Annotated in this window: 15 protein-coding genes and 1 riboswitch; of the genes, 8 read left to right on the top strand and 7 right to left on the bottom strand. The window is 58.9% G+C overall.

What is annotated here, in order from left to right:
• The first annotated feature begins 175 nt into the window (after positions 1-175).
• Complete coding sequence (gene sucC / locus RUH64_RS05780) at positions 176-1,348, top strand: ADP-forming succinate--CoA ligase subunit beta (RefSeq protein ID WP_313812030.1); 1,173 nt, start codon at positions 176-178, stop codon at positions 1,346-1,348.
• A 16-nt stretch (positions 1,349-1,364) separates the two neighbouring features.
• Complete coding sequence (gene sucD, locus RUH64_RS05775; protein ID WP_313812028.1) at positions 1,365-2,267, top strand: succinate--CoA ligase subunit alpha; 903 nt, start codon at positions 1,365-1,367, stop codon at positions 2,265-2,267.
• Between the two features lie 253 nt (positions 2,268-2,520).
• On the opposite strand, the gene RUH64_RS05770 is transcribed toward sucD, so the two are convergent.
• Both RUH64_RS05770 and RUH64_RS05765 read right to left on the bottom strand, forming a co-directional pair.
• Positions 2,521-2,805 (bottom strand): hypothetical protein, encoded by a 285-nt coding sequence (locus RUH64_RS05770; RefSeq protein WP_313812026.1) that lies wholly within the window; start codon positions 2,803-2,805, stop codon positions 2,521-2,523.
• Between the two features lie 163 nt (positions 2,806-2,968).
• A complete protein-coding gene (locus tag RUH64_RS05765) occupies positions 2,969-6,325 on the bottom strand; it encodes an SNF2-related protein (RefSeq protein WP_313812024.1) in 3,357 nt (1,118 codons plus the stop codon).
• Between the two features lie 86 nt (positions 6,326-6,411).
• On the opposite strand from RUH64_RS05765, the gene RUH64_RS05760 reads away from it, so the two are divergent.
• Both RUH64_RS05760 and RUH64_RS05755 read left to right on the top strand, forming a co-directional pair.
• A complete protein-coding gene (locus tag RUH64_RS05760; protein WP_313812023.1) occupies positions 6,412-7,593 on the top strand; it encodes an LOG family protein in 1,182 nt (393 codons plus the stop codon).
• Between the two features lie 136 nt (positions 7,594-7,729).
• Positions 7,730-8,521 carry an HAD family acid phosphatase gene (locus RUH64_RS05755; protein WP_313812022.1) on the top strand — a complete coding sequence of 264 codons (792 nt, stop codon included), beginning with the start codon at positions 7,730-7,732 and terminating at the stop codon, positions 8,519-8,521.
• A 26-nt stretch (positions 8,522-8,547) separates the two neighbouring features.
• Here the strand turns inward: RUH64_RS05755 and RUH64_RS05750 are convergent, their stop codons facing one another.
• From RUH64_RS05750 to RUH64_RS05740, 3 genes are all read right to left on the bottom strand, one after another.
• On the bottom strand, positions 8,548-9,651 hold the full coding sequence (locus RUH64_RS05750) for a VIT1/CCC1 transporter family protein (protein WP_313812021.1): 1,104 nt from the start codon (positions 9,649-9,651) through the stop codon (positions 8,548-8,550).
• A gap of 54 nt (positions 9,652-9,705) precedes the next feature.
• Positions 9,706-9,972 carry a hypothetical protein gene (locus RUH64_RS05745; protein WP_313812019.1) on the bottom strand — a complete coding sequence of 89 codons (267 nt, stop codon included), beginning with the start codon at positions 9,970-9,972 and terminating at the stop codon, positions 9,706-9,708.
• Between the two features lie 15 nt (positions 9,973-9,987).
• Positions 9,988-10,101: riboswitch (SAM riboswitch) on the bottom strand.
• Positions 10,102-10,192: 91 nt separating this feature from the next.
• On the bottom strand, positions 10,193-10,789 hold the full coding sequence (locus RUH64_RS05740) for a DinB family protein (RefSeq protein ID WP_313812017.1): 597 nt from the start codon (positions 10,787-10,789) through the stop codon (positions 10,193-10,195).
• A gap of 187 nt (positions 10,790-10,976) precedes the next feature.
• Between RUH64_RS05740 and RUH64_RS05735 the strand changes: the two genes are divergently transcribed.
• The 4 genes from RUH64_RS05735 (at position 10,977) to RUH64_RS05720 (ending at position 15,468) form a co-directional block, all read left to right on the top strand.
• On the top strand, positions 10,977-11,540 hold the full coding sequence (locus RUH64_RS05735; RefSeq protein WP_313812015.1) for a helix-turn-helix domain-containing protein: 564 nt from the start codon (positions 10,977-10,979) through the stop codon (positions 11,538-11,540).
• A 143-nt stretch (positions 11,541-11,683) separates the two neighbouring features.
• Positions 11,684-12,115 (top strand): hypothetical protein, encoded by a 432-nt coding sequence (locus RUH64_RS05730; protein WP_313812013.1) that lies wholly within the window; start codon positions 11,684-11,686, stop codon positions 12,113-12,115.
• Between the two features lie 726 nt (positions 12,116-12,841).
• A complete protein-coding gene (gene speB / locus RUH64_RS05725) occupies positions 12,842-13,828 on the top strand; it encodes an agmatinase (RefSeq protein WP_313812011.1) in 987 nt (328 codons plus the stop codon).
• Entirely contained in the window at positions 13,828-15,468 is a 1,641-nt protein-coding gene (locus RUH64_RS05720; RefSeq protein WP_313812009.1) for a thiamine pyrophosphate-binding protein, read from the top strand. The genes speB and RUH64_RS05720 overlap by 1 nt, the downstream gene beginning before the upstream one ends.
• An 82-nt stretch (positions 15,469-15,550) precedes the next feature.
• Here the strand turns inward: RUH64_RS05720 and RUH64_RS05715 are convergent, their stop codons facing one another.
• Together RUH64_RS05715 and RUH64_RS05710 are read right to left on the bottom strand one after the other, a co-directional pair.
• Positions 15,551-15,769 (bottom strand): hypothetical protein, encoded by a 219-nt coding sequence (locus RUH64_RS05715; RefSeq protein ID WP_313812007.1) that lies wholly within the window; start codon positions 15,767-15,769, stop codon positions 15,551-15,553.
• A 76-nt stretch (positions 15,770-15,845) separates the two neighbouring features.
• Positions 15,846-16,703, bottom strand: coding sequence for an inositol monophosphatase (locus RUH64_RS05710; RefSeq protein WP_313812005.1), 858 nt, complete (start codon positions 16,701-16,703; stop codon positions 15,846-15,848).
• Positions 16,704-16,843 lie beyond the last annotated feature (140 nt).

Genomic DNA, 16,843 nt, shown 5'->3' with positions numbered 1-16,843 from the left:
CAGCCTGTAAAAGTGGGAAAGTAGCGAAAGTAGGGCTAGTCTGAGAGATGCGCACGGCTACGGCGCCGTTACGACGTTCGCTTGGTTGCGGTGCGCTTACTTAGGTGTGGTTTTGGATTTCGGTTCAGGACTATGCCGCGAGTCAGCATGAACTTCGAACGAAGGACACAAACCCGTGGACCTGTATGAGTACCAGGCGCGCGATCTATTCGAGGCACACGGCGTTCCCGTGCTTGCCGGTATCGTCGCTTACACCCCGGAAGAAGCCAAGGCCGCAGCTGAGAAGATCGGCGGCGTTGTAGTAGTTAAGGCACAGGTCAAGGTTGGCGGCCGTGGCAAGGCTGGCGGCGTCAAGGTGGCAAAGACCGCAGACGAAGCTTTCGAGCACGCATCCAACATTCTCGGCATGGACATCAAGGGCCACACCGTGAACAAGGTCATGATCGCTCAGGGCGCAGACATTGCCGAGGAATTCTACTTCTCGGTACTGCTGGACCGTGCAAACCGCAACTACCTGGCCATGTGCTCGGTAGAGGGCGGCATGGAGATCGAGCAGCTGGCCGAGGAGCGCCCAGAAGCTCTGGCCCGCGTTGCTGTTGATCCACTGGTCGGCATCGACGCCGACAAGGCAGCAGAGATCGTTGCTGAAGCAGGCTTCCCAGAAGAGCTGCGCGGCAAGGTAGCAGAAACCCTGCAGACCCTGTGGACCGTCTTCAAGGAAGAGGATGCCACCCTCGTTGAGGTCAACCCACTGGTGAAGACCGGCGCCGGCGACATCGTCGCACTTGACGGCAAGGTCTCCCTGGATGACAACGCCTCCGAGGTCCGCCACCCAGCTCACGAGGAGCTGGAGGACAAGGCGGTTGCAGACCCACTGGAAGCCAAGGCCAAGGCTCTGGGTCTGAACTACGTCAAGCTGGACGGCGAAATCGGCATCATCGGCAACGGTGCAGGCCTGGTTATGTCCACCCTCGACGTTGTCGCCTACGCTGGCGAGAACCACGGCGACGTGAAGCCAGCTAACTTCCTGGACATCGGCGGCGGCGCCTCGGCTGAGGTCATGGCCAACGGCCTGGACGTCATCCTGAACGACCCACAGGTCAAGTCCGTGTTCGTCAACGTCTTCGGCGGCATCACCGCTTGTGACGCAGTGGCCAACGGCATCGTGGGCGCGCTGAACACCCTTGGCGATTCGGCCAACAAGCCGCTGGTTGTCCGCCTGGACGGCAACAAGGTGGAGGAAGGCCGCGCCATTCTGGCAGAAGCCAACCACCCACTGGTGACCCTGGCAGCAACCATGGACGAGGGCGCCGACAAGGCCGCCGAGCTCGCCAACGCAGCGAAGTAAGAGGGATAAGCGAACAATGAGCATTTACCTGAACAAGGACTCCAAGGTCATCGTCCAGGGCATCACCGGCGGCGAAGGCACCAAGCACACCGCCCTGATGCTCAAGGCCGGCACCAACATCGTCGGCGGCGTGAACGCACGCAAGGCCGGCACCACCGTGACCCACGGCGAGCAGGAGATCAAGGTTTTCGGCACCGTTGCTGAGGCCAAGGCAGAGACCGGTGCAGACGTCTCGATCGTCTTCGTCCCACCGAAGTTCACCAAGGACGCAGTGGTTGAGGCGATCGAGGCCGAGGTCGGCCTGGTCGTCGTCATCACCGAAGGCGTCCCAGTACAGGACTCGGCTGAGTTCTGGGCGCTGGCACAGTCCAAGGTCGACGCCGACGGCAACCAGATCACCCGCATCATCGGCCCTAACTGCCCAGGCATCATCACCCCGGGTGAGGCACTGGTCGGCATTACCCCGAACAACATCACCGGCAAGGGCCCAATCGGCTTGGTTTCCAAGTCCGGCACCCTGACCTACCAGATGATGTACGAGCTGCGCGACCTGGGCTTCTCCACTGCCATCGGCATTGGCGGCGACCCAGTCATCGGCACCACCCACATCGATGCCCTAGCTGCTTTCGAAGCTGACCCAGAGACCAAGGCCATCGTAATGATCGGTGAGATCGGCGGCGACGCTGAAGAGCGCGCAGCTGACTACATCAAGGCCAACGTAACCAAGCCAGTTGTTGGCTACGTTGCAGGCTTCACCGCTCCAGAAGGCAAGACCATGGGTCACGCAGGCGCCATTGTTTCCGGCTCGGCTGGCACCGCTCAGGCCAAGAAGGAAGCACTGGAAGCCGCAGGCGTCAAGGTTGGCAAGACTCCTTCGGAGACCGCCCGCCTGCTGCGCGAGGTTTTCGCAGCTCTCTAAGCCCTGAAGTTCCCTGTAAGGGGCGCACGGCTAGAAACTGAACAGAGGCCGTTCAATGCACCATCTGGTGCATTGAATGGCCTCTGTTGTGTCTTTGGAAGCAGCACCGCCTAGCCTGAGCCCGTCGGCCGAATAAGGCATCGGCGGCCGAGCCAGCTGACGGTGCTGGGCCTTGACGCATTGCCCAAAAAATAATCGCCCCGAGGCGGCCGGATTTCGGCTCGCCTGGGGCGCAGTGGGCACTGGAAGTTGACTAGCTGCGTAGGCCAGCCGCCGCTTCCGTATCAACTCTCAGAAATGAAGAGCCGATGACAGCAAATGCTCCTGGGATGAGCAGCATGCGATGCTTGGGGTTGTAGAAAATCTCCTCCAGGGGAGATGCCAGAACCCGCTGAATTTTTTCCAACAGCCGATCGTTTTGCAACGACAGGGATTCCTGCTCGGTTTCAATCACCACACGATCCGCTTCTGTGCTCACCGATGCATTCATCCAGTCGTCGTTCGGTGTACTCAGAGTCTCCGACTTGATCAGGGACACGGTTATGACCGCCTTCATCTTGCGTTAGTCCCGGGAGAAGACCTCCCAGGACGGGAGCCCTCACGATGCGTTCGGTGTGGCGTAGCGCACACGAGGGGGCATATTGAATATAGCGTGTTTCCAGTCCAATTGCCGTCTAAACCACGAAGACTTAATAAATCTGTTATTCAAGCAGTCCGCGGATGTCTTGCGCCGTCAGCGCCTTGGCAAAGCCGTCGGCTTCATCCATCACGGTGTTGATCAACTGGCGTTTCGTGTCCTGCAATGCAACCACCTTCTCCTCGATGGTTCCCTGCGCGATCATCCGATAGACCATGACCTGGCGGGTCTGGCCAATACGGTGGGTGCGGTCAATGGCCTGCGCCTCGACGGCAGGGTTCCACCATGGATCGAGCAGGAAGCAGTAATCGGCCTCGGTCAGGTTCAGTCCGAAGCCGCCGGCCTTGAGCGAGATCAGGAACAGCGGCGCCTCGCCTTCCTTGAATTGCTCAATCACCGAGGCGCGGTTGCGGGTGCTGCCGTCAAGGTAGACGAACTTCACGCCGCGCTCGGTGAGTTTGTCGGCAAGGACCTTGAGGTAGGAGGTGAACTGGCTGAAGATCAGTGCCCGGTGGCCCTCATTGAGCACATCGTCAAGCTGGTCGAAGAGTGCCTCCAGCTTTGAGCCCGGAACCTCGCTGAGCTCAGGGTCGACAAGAGAAGGCTCCAATGCCAGCATGCGCAGGTGGGTCAGCGACTGGAAAATAGTGAATCGGTTCTTATCCAGGTCTTCGACGAGGTGCAGGATCTTCTGGCGTTCGCGGTTCAGGTGGGTGTCGTAGACATGCTGATGCTCTTCCGAGAGGCGTACCAGCACCTGCTGCTCCTGCTTTGCAGGAAGATCCAATACCACCGATTCCTTGGTGCGACGCAGCATGAACGGCTTGACCCGTCGCTGCAGCAGCTCAAGTGTATCCTTGTCGCCCAAGACCTCGATCGGCCGGGCGAACTGCCTGTTGAACCGGGTGATGTTCATAAACAGCGACGGTGCCGTCAGCAATAGCAGCGCACCCAACTCGGAGAGGTTGTTCTCCATGGGAGTACCAGTCACCGCGAGCTTGAAGTTTGTCTGCAGATTCACCGCAGCTTTGTGGGCTTTGGTGGAACGGTTCTTCACGAATTGCGCTTCATCAAGAATCAGGCCGGCGAAGCGCTGGGACTCGTAGATCTCATCATTCAGGCGCAGCAGCGTATAGGTGGTCAGAACCACGTCGTTGCCTTCGGCAAGTTCCCGCAGCTGCCGCGCATCGCGCAAGGTCGAATCGATGCTGACAACCTTCAGGTCCGGCGCGAAACGACGCACTTCCATTTCCCAGTTTGAAACGACGGAACTTGGGGCGACGACGAGGAACGGTGCGCGCTGCTGCTGTGCCGCAGGAAGCTGTGCACAGGCCTGCCGATCGTCCCAGAGCTCGTGGGCATGCAGAACCAGGGCGATGGTCTGCAAGGTCTTACCCAGGCCCATATCATCGGCCAGGATGCCGCCGAATCCGCCCCGGTACAAACGCGCCAGCCAGCGGAAGCCGTCTACCTGGTAGGGGCGGAGCTTGGCCTGCAGGCCCGCAGGGACATCGGCTTCTCCACCTTCGGCAACACGTAGCAGGCCGCGCATGCGGGCGATGAACAAGTCTGCGCCGTTGATTCCCTCGGCCAATTCATCAAGCTCTTCAAAAAGCGAGATCTGGAAGACCGAAAGCTGCAGGTCCCCATCCTTCGGCTTGTCGTTGAGCGCTTGGGCTTCGTCAACCAGGGCCTTGAGTTTGGCAAACATCGGATCGTCCAATGAAAACCAGGTGTTATCCGGCAGCTTGACCTTCATCGCGCCATTTGACATTGCCTCAATGACCTCGGCGAAAGTGACCTCGTGATTACCGACCTTGACCAGGAGTCCGAGGTCCAGCCAGTCGTTGCGCTCATGCTCAACGGCGTTGATCTGCAGCTTTGGAAGTTCGCGCAACTGCCGGTAGACCGGACGCTGTCCGACCTCCTCCAGTGTGATCTCTGGGTGGGCGGCCAAAGCAGGGATCAGCTCGGAGACGAAATCGATCATGTCGGTTCCCGAGTAGAACTTGGGTGAAAGGTCCGGGTTGCCGTTGCCGGTGGCCTTTTCAAAAAGCTCGTTGACAATCGAGTTCAGCCGCAGCTCGGCTTCAACGTCATGAGGCTTCTCTCCTTTGGCAATACCCGGGTAGCTGATACCGAAATCCAGATTCGCCGACTCTCTGACGCCGTGATCGGTTTCCTCGGTTTTATAGGAAACGGAGGCGCGCACAAAAGGCGGCTTCAGCTGTGGCAGAACAAGGTCTTCGGAGGCACTGTTCACATTGAAGAAGTACCCCATGCGCTGGTACTCGCCGTCGAAATAGTCTTTGGTGTCCGACTGCGGAACATGGACTGGTGAATGATGATCCAGCCACGTGAGGTTGACGTCCGAATGCTTGTTCAGGCTCGGAGCAATCCAAATTTGTTCCGGGTTGTTGAGCTGGATGTAGTAACCGTGATCACCGATAGCTCCCGAAGGCGTATTGGTGTCGAGTGCGAGTTCTTGACCGCCGATGTGCAAAATACCATCAATGCTCAGGTTCTCGACGTCATCCTGGGACACCGCCAGATCCAGCCATGAAGGCGAGAAAATTGAGACCGAGGGCTCATTGCGCGCGGTAATCAACTCGATGCCCAGCTCTTGGGCCTCTGCCAGCAAGGGCCACAACAGGTATGAGTAGTACTCGTCGAGAAATAGCCAATCTTCATCGATTTTGAACTGCAGCTGGCCGTTGCTGCGTGCCATGGCGGCGAAACGGGCAAACCAATGATGCTGGGCCTTCAGAAGGTTCCATCCGAAGGTTTTGAATCCGATGGTGGTCCAGCGCAGCTGTCCGCGCACCCAGCGTCCCTCTGCATTGCGGACTACAGGCCGCACGCCTAGGCGGAATCGCTTGTTGCGTACCGCAGGATTTGTCTTGGTGGCAACCCCATTGGGCATCCACTGCTGCTGTTGCGAGGCATCCTTGGAATCAAAGAGCAGGAACTGAAGTGCCATAGGCACGACAGGATCATTGAGTGAGCCAAGCAGTCCGTCGGTGGGCCGGGGCTCGCGAGGCTGATACCAGGAGTCGATCTGCTGCGACCATTGGGTCACCGGCTTTTCCTCACGGTGTACGGAGGTCTTGGCGAGAGCCGACTGCTTGTTGGATGTCAGGAGCAGGGCGGCAATGTGCGAGCAAATCGCCTCGTTGTCGCAATTGCACTCAGCAGAATCGATTTCCCAACCGGTGGCACCGCGCCGCAACTGAACCATGACCGAATATTCGGTTCCAGAATCAACAACATTTCCTTCTACCTGAGCTGTTGTTTCATTGAATTCCACACCGGTAACTGCATTTGCTTCATCGGAAAGTTTCTTTCCAAAGAAGTAGGGAACATTACCCAAGAAAGCCAGCAGGTTTCTGGCATCAATGGTGGGTGGAACAGAATTAGTCATCCTCTAATCGTTTCATGTTCTTGTCCGTGGTGAAAGTTGAGAAGCATTACTGTGAATAATCCCTAATCGTCGCGTAGCGTTGAGCCATGTCTCACGTGTGGCCCTACCTCCCGGCACGAGCAGTCAACATCACGACTTTGGCTGAATTTGACCGTCTCGCTGCCGAAGCGTTGAACAGACCCAGCGCACGCGGACGTGGTTGGCGGGTACACCGAATAGACCTGAGCGGACGCGATACCGTTCTCTCTTCGCTCGATTTGTCCGAAGCGTTATTCATCGACTGCCAATATTCCGCGCATGGCCAGGAGATCATTGAACGCACGGGCGGACTGTGCATGGATTCCGGGCGACACCTTCCGTTTCGCACCAGCGACCGAAGGCTGTACACCCCACAGGAACTTTACGAGGGTATACGTTCGCAAACCTACGACAAGGTGCTGGACGCACAGATTTATGCGTATTCGCAGCAGCGCAACCCCGGGGCCATAGACGATGCCGACGCGATGGCGACAACCTTGCACGATCATCACATCGGTCAATCACTCATTTCCGAAATCTACGACGGAACCTTCAAAGACGCACCTATTATCGGGGTAATGGGTGGTCATGCGATGGACCGCGGCACACCACAATATGCGCAGACGCTCAAACTTGGTTCCATGCTGACTCGTTCCGGTTATGCGGTGGCAACTGGCGGAGGGCCTGGAGCCATGGAAGCGGCTAATGCCGGGGCATGGTTGGCGGACTATGACCAGGAGGACATTAAGACCGCACTGAGCATGTTGGCCGCCGAGCCTGATGCCATCCACCATCGAACTGGGTGGGCGCGGATTGCGCTCGCCGTCAAGGACAGGTTTCCCTCCCAACGAAATTCACTCGGCGTTCCCACATGGTTTTATGGCCATGAGCCGCCCAACCTGTTTGCAACTCACATTGCAAAGTTCTTCACGAATTCCATTCGTGAGGCCACGCTGCTGGAGCAGTCAAACGGAGGAATCATTGTGCTTCCTGGCGCTGCCGGAACGGTTCAGGAGATTTTCCAGGATGCCTGCGAAAACTACTACGCCACCGAAGCGCGAGTGGTCCCGTTGGTGTTGGTAGGGGATGAATATTGGACAAAGACCTTGCCGGCCTGGCCGCTCTTGCAGGCATTGGCCGCCGGTCGGGTCATGGAGGACAAGATCGCACTGGTGGACAGCGTAGAAGAGGCGGTTGGGTTCCTGGAAACGGTTCAACCGCTGCGGCGTCGCACTCGCATACCAAACTAAAAACGCAAATTTTCTGATGTTCAACATATGAAATATTGATATATCAGTAGTGACTTGGCTCACAGTGATTGTTAATCTGAACCTCATGATCACTGCCCAAGGGTGTGCAGTGCATCGTCGAGTGGAAAGAGGCAATATGAAGAAAGCTGCTGCCATTGCTGTGGCGCTGTCGATTGGTTCTGCCGGCGGTTTTGTGGCCGCGTCGCAACAAGCTCCTGCAGTTGCTCAGGAGGAACCCGGCTCCTGTACGGTGAGCCAATATGCGATGGCTCTGCGCTGGCAACAACAATCGGGTGAAGCCCGGGCGCTGCAGGCTCAGACCTATGCACTGGCAACGCAGACACTTGAACAGAAGGTCAAGAAGGCGCGCTCCCACAGCAATAACGGCAAAGGCAACGCCGCCCAGCGGCACCAGAATCTGGCAATCATCACCGACCTCGATGAGACGGTCATTGACAACACGGCGCTGCTGGCCCGGGACATGGAGCACTGTCACGACTACACCAGTTGGGATACCTGGGGAGACTGGGAACAACAGGGCAACCCAACGCTGATCAACGGAGCCAAGGAATTTCTGGAACGGGCTGATCAGCTAGGCGTCGACATCTTCTACATCTCGGACCGCAGCGTGGAGAATCTTGAACCGACCCTCGACACGCTCAATGAACTGGGTCTACCCCAGGTCAGCGAGCAGCAGGTTTTGCTTCTTGGTCCTCCAAAACAAGAGCGCCGCGCAACAGTGCAAAGCGATCACACGGTTCTGATGCAGCTTGGTGACACACTGCATGACTTTGATGAGGGTTTCGCCGGAACTTCGTTAACGCAACAGCGCAGCCTGGTGGAGCAGAACTCGGAAAAGTTCGGCAACGAGTGGATCGTTCTGCCGAACCCGACCTACGGTTCGTGGTCCAAGGCTGCGCTGGAATAGTGGGAGGCCGAATTCTCGACCGAGGGTTAGGCGACGTTCGTGCCGAAGAGCAGGCCCAGGCAGTAGGTCACCGCTGCCGCACCCCACCCGATGGCCAGCTGACGCAAACCTCGTTTGAGCGGTGAAGCACCGGAGAGCAGACCGACAATGCCGCCGGTGATCATCAGGGCAATGCCAACGAGCACTACCGAGGTGACGATTGCGGCGATTCCGGTCATGCCGAAGATGTACGGCAGGATCGGAATCACCGCGCCGGAAGCGAACATCAGGAATGAAGAGGTCGCCGCGCCGGTGGCCGAACCGAGTTCTTCGTGTTCGTTCTCCAACTCTTCCGATCGTTCTTCGGGGTTGAGGGAGAATGAAGGGTTGCAGTCGCAGGTGAACAAGCCCATGCGTTCGGCGGCGCGGTGTTCTGCGTCCTCGTCGCTCATGCCTCGGGCCTTGTAAATCAGCACCAGTTCATTGGCGTCAAGATCAAGGTGTTTTGCGGCGGTCAAGGTGACCTGTGTCGGGCGTGAAGCGGTGAGCAATTCGCGCTGTGAGCGCACCGATACGTACTCGCCCGCCGCCATCGACAGGGCGCCTGCGAGCAAGCCAGCGATACCGGAGAACAGCACCATGCCCGAAGAAACTCCGGTGGCCCCGATGCCCATGACCAGGGCAAGGTTGGAGACCAAGCCGTCGTTGGCGCCGAAGACTGCCGCGCGGAAGTTGCCTGACAGCTGGGCGCGGCCAGCCGTGGCCAAGGCGCGGACAACTTCCTCGTGAACCTGTTCGTCGGCGGCCATCTGAGGTGTTGCATCCTCATCCTTGGCATAGGGGGTGCTGCTTTCGGCCCGCTGCGCCAAGGCTAGGACGAAGACCGAGCCAAAGCGGGCAGCAAGCACACGCAGGAAACTGCGGCGCAGTGAAGGTCGTACCGGCCTGTCATGTTCACCGAGCTTTGCCCGCCAATATTCTTCGTGGCGTGATTCGGCTTCGGCGAGGCCAAGCAGAATTTGTCGTTCTTGACCGGTCTTTTTCTCTGCAAGCGCGCGGTAGATGGCGCCCTCGGCGGCTTCATCGGCGACGTACTGGCGCCACCTGCGGATTTGGGATGGAGTTGGCTGCGTCGCGGGGTGTTGTGACATCTCGAAGATGACCCTCCTACGGCCGGGGACTTCGACTGAAATCCGAAGTTTTGTTCAGCCACCCAGCTTAGCCAGCGTCCTCTCCGTGGGGAATTTGGCAAGACTAAAAGCCGACTGCCTCCCGGCGGGAATGCCGGCGGCCGCAATGAAGACGATGAGCTCTCCGTTGGCAGGATCAAAAACTGGTCGCCGCGCTGCACGGGCGACGAGGCGCTCAAGCTGCGCCGGGCGGTCGACATAGCGCGTATACCAACGGCCTTGGACCTTGAACTGCACCTGACCGGTTTGCAGGTCGATGATGGGTAGAACGGAATATGCCATGACACGACAACTCTCGCTGAGCTCTTGCCCGCGCATCGGTCGATGCCCGGGCCGCTTCTTCATCCGAACCACCCATGAACCTGGGGTTGGTGCGCGGCCAGTCGGAGCTTGGCGCCGCGTCTCGTGAAGCAACAATTCAGATGCTACCGGCGACATGTGACGCGGTGAAGCTGTATTCCGTCATATGACGCGAAGAAATTTCCGTGGAGAGAAGCGCAAGCTAGGCTGGCGTAACTTTTCTTCTGGCAATGTCTTCTATGACGCGGCGCTGCTCCAGCCACTGGTCGGGTGAATAATCTGGCAGGTTCATTGCTTCCGGCCTGAGGCCGGCAAGACCATCGAGTAGTTCACGCACGATGTCGAGGTGGCCAGCATGCCGTGAGGTTTCGGCGATCATATGCACCATGAGTCGTTCAAGCGTTGTCCTGCGGTGCTTGTTCCACCAGGGAACTTCTGCCGGAGATTCCAGTTCCAGTTGATCGAATCCCGTCTCTGCGAAACTGATTGATCGACGGTAGAGATCAATAATCTGCGCGACGCTGAACTCAGCAGGTGGCAGGAAGTCTGCTTGGGGGTCGTCAATTTCGAGCAGTTTTGAGATGTACTCGTTGTCTACGTTTCGATTCAGGCACAGTCCGAAATATCCGTACTCTGTCACGGCCAGGTGATGGACCACCCCTAGAATGTGAGTTCCTGTGGGCGTCATTGGGCGTCGAGCGAGTTCTTCACTGAGTTTTTCCGCCTTGAAGATGACCGCCTCCCGTGCATCGTTGAGATATTCGCGCAAAAGGGTGGCAGTTGAATTTTCGGAGTTCATGGCACGAGTTTAGGTAACTGCAATGGTCGGGGGAACCCTAACGATGGTTTTCCCTAATTTCGGAGGCTCGTAGGCGGTCGGTCCTGCAATGTTGCGTATTGGTAAACTGTATGCATGCGATGGCCGGCGTTGACCCCGTTGACGAAGCCTTCGAAATCTACAAGAGAACAGGTCTTGGTGCGCATAGATGAAAACGCTGCCCGTTGAATCCTCCGGCTCGACGATTAATATTGGTGCGCGCCTACGTGGGGTTCGTCAGCAGCAGCGAATGACGATTGACCAAGTTGCCGAACTATCAGGTTTGACCAAGGGGTTCCTTTCGCGCGTGGAACGGGACTTGACCAGCCCATCGGTATCCACACTCATAAAACTTTGCGAAGTTTTGGGAATCGACGTCGGAACCTTGTTTGAAGTTCCAGAAACTCAATTGGTTCGTTTGGTAGATGCTCCTCGGGTGTCTCTAGGCGGTGAAGGAATTACCGAGCAACTGGTGACTCCACGCGGTGAAAAGCGAGTGCAGGTCATTCGAGCCGAAGTTGCACCCCAGGGTGCTGGTGAAGCCGAGCTGTACTCGGTGGATTGCGAGCTTGAAGTCCTGCACGTGGTTTCGGGGCAATTCACCTTGGTGCTGCCGGACCAGAGATGGGAACTTGAGGCGGGGGATACCATCACCTTTCCCGGGCGTGAACCTCACAGCTGGGAAAATCTGTCGGATGAACCGGCGCTGGTCCTTTGGACACTAATTCTCTAATGATTCTTTAAGTACCTTTTGGTGCGAATCGCGCAACATTCTGCAGGGGTTTGAGATCCAAGGGCATGAGTGCGAGTTCTCACCGCGTATTCTTGAAACAGTGCCTTATCGCAAAAGGTCATAGATATCGAGGAAGGAGTACCGTGGCTGCTGACAAACCAACTGGCAATTCATCTGCTTCGCAGAGCGAATTGCGGTCAATCAGCTGGTGGGCAGCCGTGGCTCTTGGCCTACTTGTCGGACCGACGATGACATGGATTCGTACGCAACGGTATTTCTTTTTTGCGGGTGCTGCGATCTTGGCGGTCGTCATCATCGTGATCGGCGTTTATACGATCCGACGCCGTGCCAAGCATCCTGAGTTGGCTCGTGCGAGAACCGACGCGACCTATATTTTCTGGATGATCGTACTGCTTGTTCTAGTGGGACCGGTGCAGTTGGTTTATGTTGCAACTGATTTGAACGGACTAACCATTAAATCTTTGATCCTATCGGCAGGATTGATCGTCGGAATTCACGAGGTCGACCGTGCCCTGATCAAGGCAACTAAGGCCAACACCGAGATTTCAAAGTAGGACCCTACCTCAGGCGGCCTAGAATGATGGAACCTCAAGATTCTGGGGCAAGGCAGTTGCCGGAATCGCGCAATTTAATGGGTCATCTCCCCGCATCTCAGACAGAAACCTAATCAATCCTGCGAGCTGCGGAGGTTCATCAAGGCTGGCGAATGCTCAGCGGCTTTGAAGACGTGCTGGAAATGGGCGCGGATTCCACCAACTCAACTTGCTCTTTGAGTCAGTTCTATTGGCTCGCTGCCGCCTGCAGGCTCGTGGTTCCTTCCGGCGTCATTCGGTGGTGGCGCGCCCGACTTCATCCTCAAGGAACGCCGGCTGCGAGCCTGCGAGGGGCTTGGTCTTTTGACTGGACGACGGCTTCTTGCATCAGGATTCTTGAACTTCATCGCCCGTTGCGGCAGTCCCTGAGACCAAGCTCGGGCAAAGCGGCTATTCAGCAGTACCTTTCGTGAGCCAGAGAAGTTCGGCCTGCAAAAATCGCTGACACTGCCATGTTCGCGTGGTCGATACGTCGCTCCAGCCAAACCGCCACCAAATTTCAGGAGCATGAAGCGGTATTCAGGGTTAGAATCCTTGATGCTGGCGGGTTTTTAACCCGGATTTCCGCATCTTTTTGCCTGCGACGCCTTGACGTTAGCTGTCGCACAAAATAGCATGAGGGAAAACGTATGTTTCATATTAGGCAACACGTGGTTGGACCGGCCACTGTGTCGAAAGGATGTTCCAATGAAGGAAATCAGGATTGAAGACAACGGCAATCTGGGCCCGATCAATGCGGCACTGATCCCTCGTTATGCAGGTCTGGGCACCTACGCCCGCCTGCCACGACTGGACCAGGTGTCCAGCGCAGACATCAAGATCGTCGGTGTTCCTTTTGACAGCGGCGTTTCCTACCGTCCGGGCGCACGCTTCGGCTCGACCCACGTGCGTGAAGCATCCCGCCTGATCCGTCCATACAACCCAGCCACCGAAACTTCACCGTTCGCACAGAGCCAGGTTGTCGACGCCGGTGACATGGCGGTGAACCCGTTCAACATCAACGAGGCCATCGAGACCATTGAGCATGAGGCACTGGAACTGACCGAGGACGGCTCAACGCTGGTGACCATCGGCGGCGACCACACCATCGCCCTGCCGCTGCTGCGCGCAGCCTCCAAGCGCGCCGGTGCACCGGTGGCAATGCTGCACTTCGACGCCCACCTGGACACCTGGGACACCTACTTCGGCGCCGAATACACCCACGGCACCCCATTCCGCCGTGCGGTGGAAGAAGGCCTCCTGGACACCGAAGCCATCTGCCACGTCGGCACCCGCGGCCCGCTGTACGGCAAGAAGGACCTGGAAGACGACAAGCGCTTCGGCTTCGGCATCGTGACCAGCTCGGATGTCTACTACCAGGGCGTGCGCGAGATCGTCGCCAAGCTGCGCGACCGCATCGGCAACCGCCCGCTGTACATCTCCATCGACATCGACGTGCTCGATCCATCCCACGCCCCAGGCACTGGCACCCCGGAAGCCGGCGGCATCACCAGCCGCGAACTGCTGGAAATCCTGCGCGGCCTGCGCGGACTGAAGATCGTCGGCGCGGACATCGTCGAGGTTTCCCCTGCCTACGACCACGCAGAAATCACCGGCGTTGCAGCCAGCCACGTCACCTACGACCTGCTCAGCCTGATCAGCGATTTCCGCGCGACCAACGGGCTGAACGACTAATGTCGGGCGCACAGCGCAATGGCGGCGACCTCGTCATCGAAACCCTCTCGGCCCTGGGGGCCAAGACGGTCTTCGGCATCCCCGGACAACATGCCCTGGGGTTGTTCGACGCGCTCTCACGCTCGGACCTGCACTTCGTCTCCTCCCGCGTGGAGAACAACTCGGCCTTCGCCGCGGACGGCTACTCGCGTGCCACCGGCGAGGTCGGCGTCCTGTTCCTGTCCACTGGCCCCGGTGCTTTGACCTCCCTGGCGGGCCTGCAGGAAGCCTATGCCACCGGCGTGCCGATGGTGGTTGTGGCCAGCCAGATTCCGCTGGACGGCCTGGGCGCGCGCCGTAAGGGCATGCTGCACCAGCTTGACGACCAGAAGGCCTCGGCCGCGAACGTCACCAAGTTCCAGCAGACCGTGCACCATGCCTCCGGCATCCCTTCGGCGATCCAGGACGCATGGGCGCGGGCCATTACCGTGCCCATGGGCCCGGTATGGGTCGAGGTACCGCAGGACGTGCTGCTGGCCCCGGTCATGGTGCCGCCGGTGCGCGACGCCCTGGCCGAAGCCTACGACCATCCGCCGCGCGTGGAACTGGTCGAGGAAGCGGTGCGCTGGCTGTCCGAGGCAAAGCGTCCGGCCATCGTGGCAGGCGGCGGTGTGCGCCGTGCGGGTGCCCAGGCGGCGCTGCTGGCGGCCGCCGAAACGCTGAACGCCCCGGTGCTGTGCACCCCTGGCGGCAACGGCGCCTTCGGCTGGAACCACGAACTGTCACTGCAGTCGTGGGTAGAAGACCGCTACGTCTCCGAGGTGCTGGAAGACGCCGACGTTCTGGTGGTCATCGGATCCTCCCTGGGCGAAGTATCAAGCAACTACTTCTCCCTGGCACCACGCGGGCGCATGATCCAGATCGACGCCGAGCCGCGCGTGCTTGAGTCGAATACCCCGGCGCTCGGCATCCGTGCAGACGCCAAGGCGGCGCTTGAATTCCTGAACGACCAGCTGGCGGCAAGCGACTTCACTTCCCACGCCGACTGGCACGGGGAGACTGCGCAGCAGGTGGTGGCGCAGACGCTGGCCAAGGTGTCGGCCCGACTCGACAGCCAGGACCTGGCCAAGGAGCGGACCTTCATGGCGGACATCCGCGCGGCGGTGCCCGATGACATGCAGACCTTCTGGGATATGACCATCGCCGCCTACTGGGGCTGGAGTTGCTGGGATGCCCGCCAGGGCGAGTTCCACTCGGCCCAGGGTGCCGGCGGGCTGGGCTTCGGCTTCCCCTCGGCGATCGGCGGAGCCATCGGCACGTCCAAGCGCGTGCTTGCGGTCAGCGGCGACGGCTCATCGATGTATTCCATCGCGGAGCTCGCCACCGCCAAGCAGCACAATGCCCCGGTCACCTGGCTGATCGTCGACGACGGCGGCTACGGCATCCTGCGCGAGTACATGGAGGGGGCCTTCGGCAAGGCCACCGCCACGGAACTGGCACGTCCGGATTTTGTTGCCTTGGCACAGTCATTCGGCATCCCCGCCCGCGCGGTGGCGCCGGAGGGTATCAAGGATGCACTGAGCGAGGCATTTGAGTCAGAGGGGCCGAACGTGATCGTGGTCCAGACCCTGCTGAAAATGTTCGCGCCGACCCACCTGTAGAAAACCGTACAGAACCCATAAACACCCCGGTGGCCGTCAACGGCTGCCGGGGTGTTTTTGTCGAGAGTAATTTTTGATTGGCTCAATGCGTGAAGTGGTAGACAATGCCGAAGAGCATTGCCGAGAATCCCATGCTGACGCCGATGAGCAGTGGTACCCAGTCCTGAGTAGAAGATTGAGATGCCAACGTCACTGCGAAGATACCGAAGAGCAGCATTGCTCCGATACCTCCGATGATCACGCCTCCGCCACCGTGGTGCCGTACTGCGGAGTGTACGGTTCGATTGCTTTGTCGTTCCATAGTCGTATCGTACGACTTTGCGCTTCGAAAGCCGAGGGGTTCACGAAAGATCGTCGCGTTGGCGCATTCTTATCAGCTAGCTGGTGCGCAGCGTGTGGATGCGTCCGGCCGCGGAATTAAGCGCCGGATAATCGGCTCCGGGACCCTGTGCGATGAATCCCGGGCAGAGGTGGTCGGCGTCGAAGGGCTGCCCATAGGCCAAGCCGCGGTAGCTGCCGCCCGCCATGCGCACCAGGTGCGCCCCGGCGGCGACATCCCACACCTTGGTGTCGAACCCGATGGTTGCATCGCACCAGCCGGCGGCGACATGGGCCAGCGCGAGCGCCGCCGACACCTTGCGGCGGACCGTGGCAAAACTCTGGATCCATTCGCCGAGCAGCTCCATGGCCAGGGGACCGTCCTTCACCATGGACTCTGCGCCGGGGTAGTCGGTCATGAGATTTGCACGGGACTGCTCAGGGCACGGTGCTGGGCTCAGGATCTGCTCGTTGAGGTACGCGGCCTCTAGGTTGGCGCTGAACTCATCGCCCGAAACAGGGTCGATGATGGCCGCCGCTATGAGCCGGTCGTCGATGGCTGCCGCAATGGAGACGCAGAAGAAAGCGATCCCATGAACGAAATTGCTGGTGCCGTCGATCGGATCGACGATCCATTGGATCTTTCCAGCGCCCCGAACACCAGCATCGCCGTCCACCTGTTCTTCGCCGAGGACCCAGGAGTTTTCGACCGCGCCGAGCAGCTGCTTTGTTATCAGCTCTTGGCTTTGGCGATCAATGCGTGTGACCAGATCGTGAGTATTCGTCTTCTCTTCAACCTGAACACCCTTCCTGAAAGCACCGCGCAGCAGCACAGCGGCTTCCCGGCCGGCAGACAGGGCGGTCAGGCGCAGTGATTCGGCGGTGGCGGTAAGGGCGGAGCTTGAATGTTCAGTCACGAGTCCACCCTACCGGGGAGGGACGCTGCAACGCGGAGGGACAGGTGCGTCCGGGCCGCTTTGTGCAGAGTTAACAATTCTTTGGACAGTACTTCCGAACCGTTGAACAACATAAACCCTAGTGTGGAATGAAGACACTA

The sequence above is a fragment of the Glutamicibacter sp. genome, assembly GCF_032154645.1.
Lineage (GTDB): Bacteria > Actinomycetota > Actinomycetes > Actinomycetales > Micrococcaceae > Glutamicibacter.
Note: the sequence above shows the minus strand (reverse complement) of the source record. Positions and strands in the feature narration are given on the sequence as shown.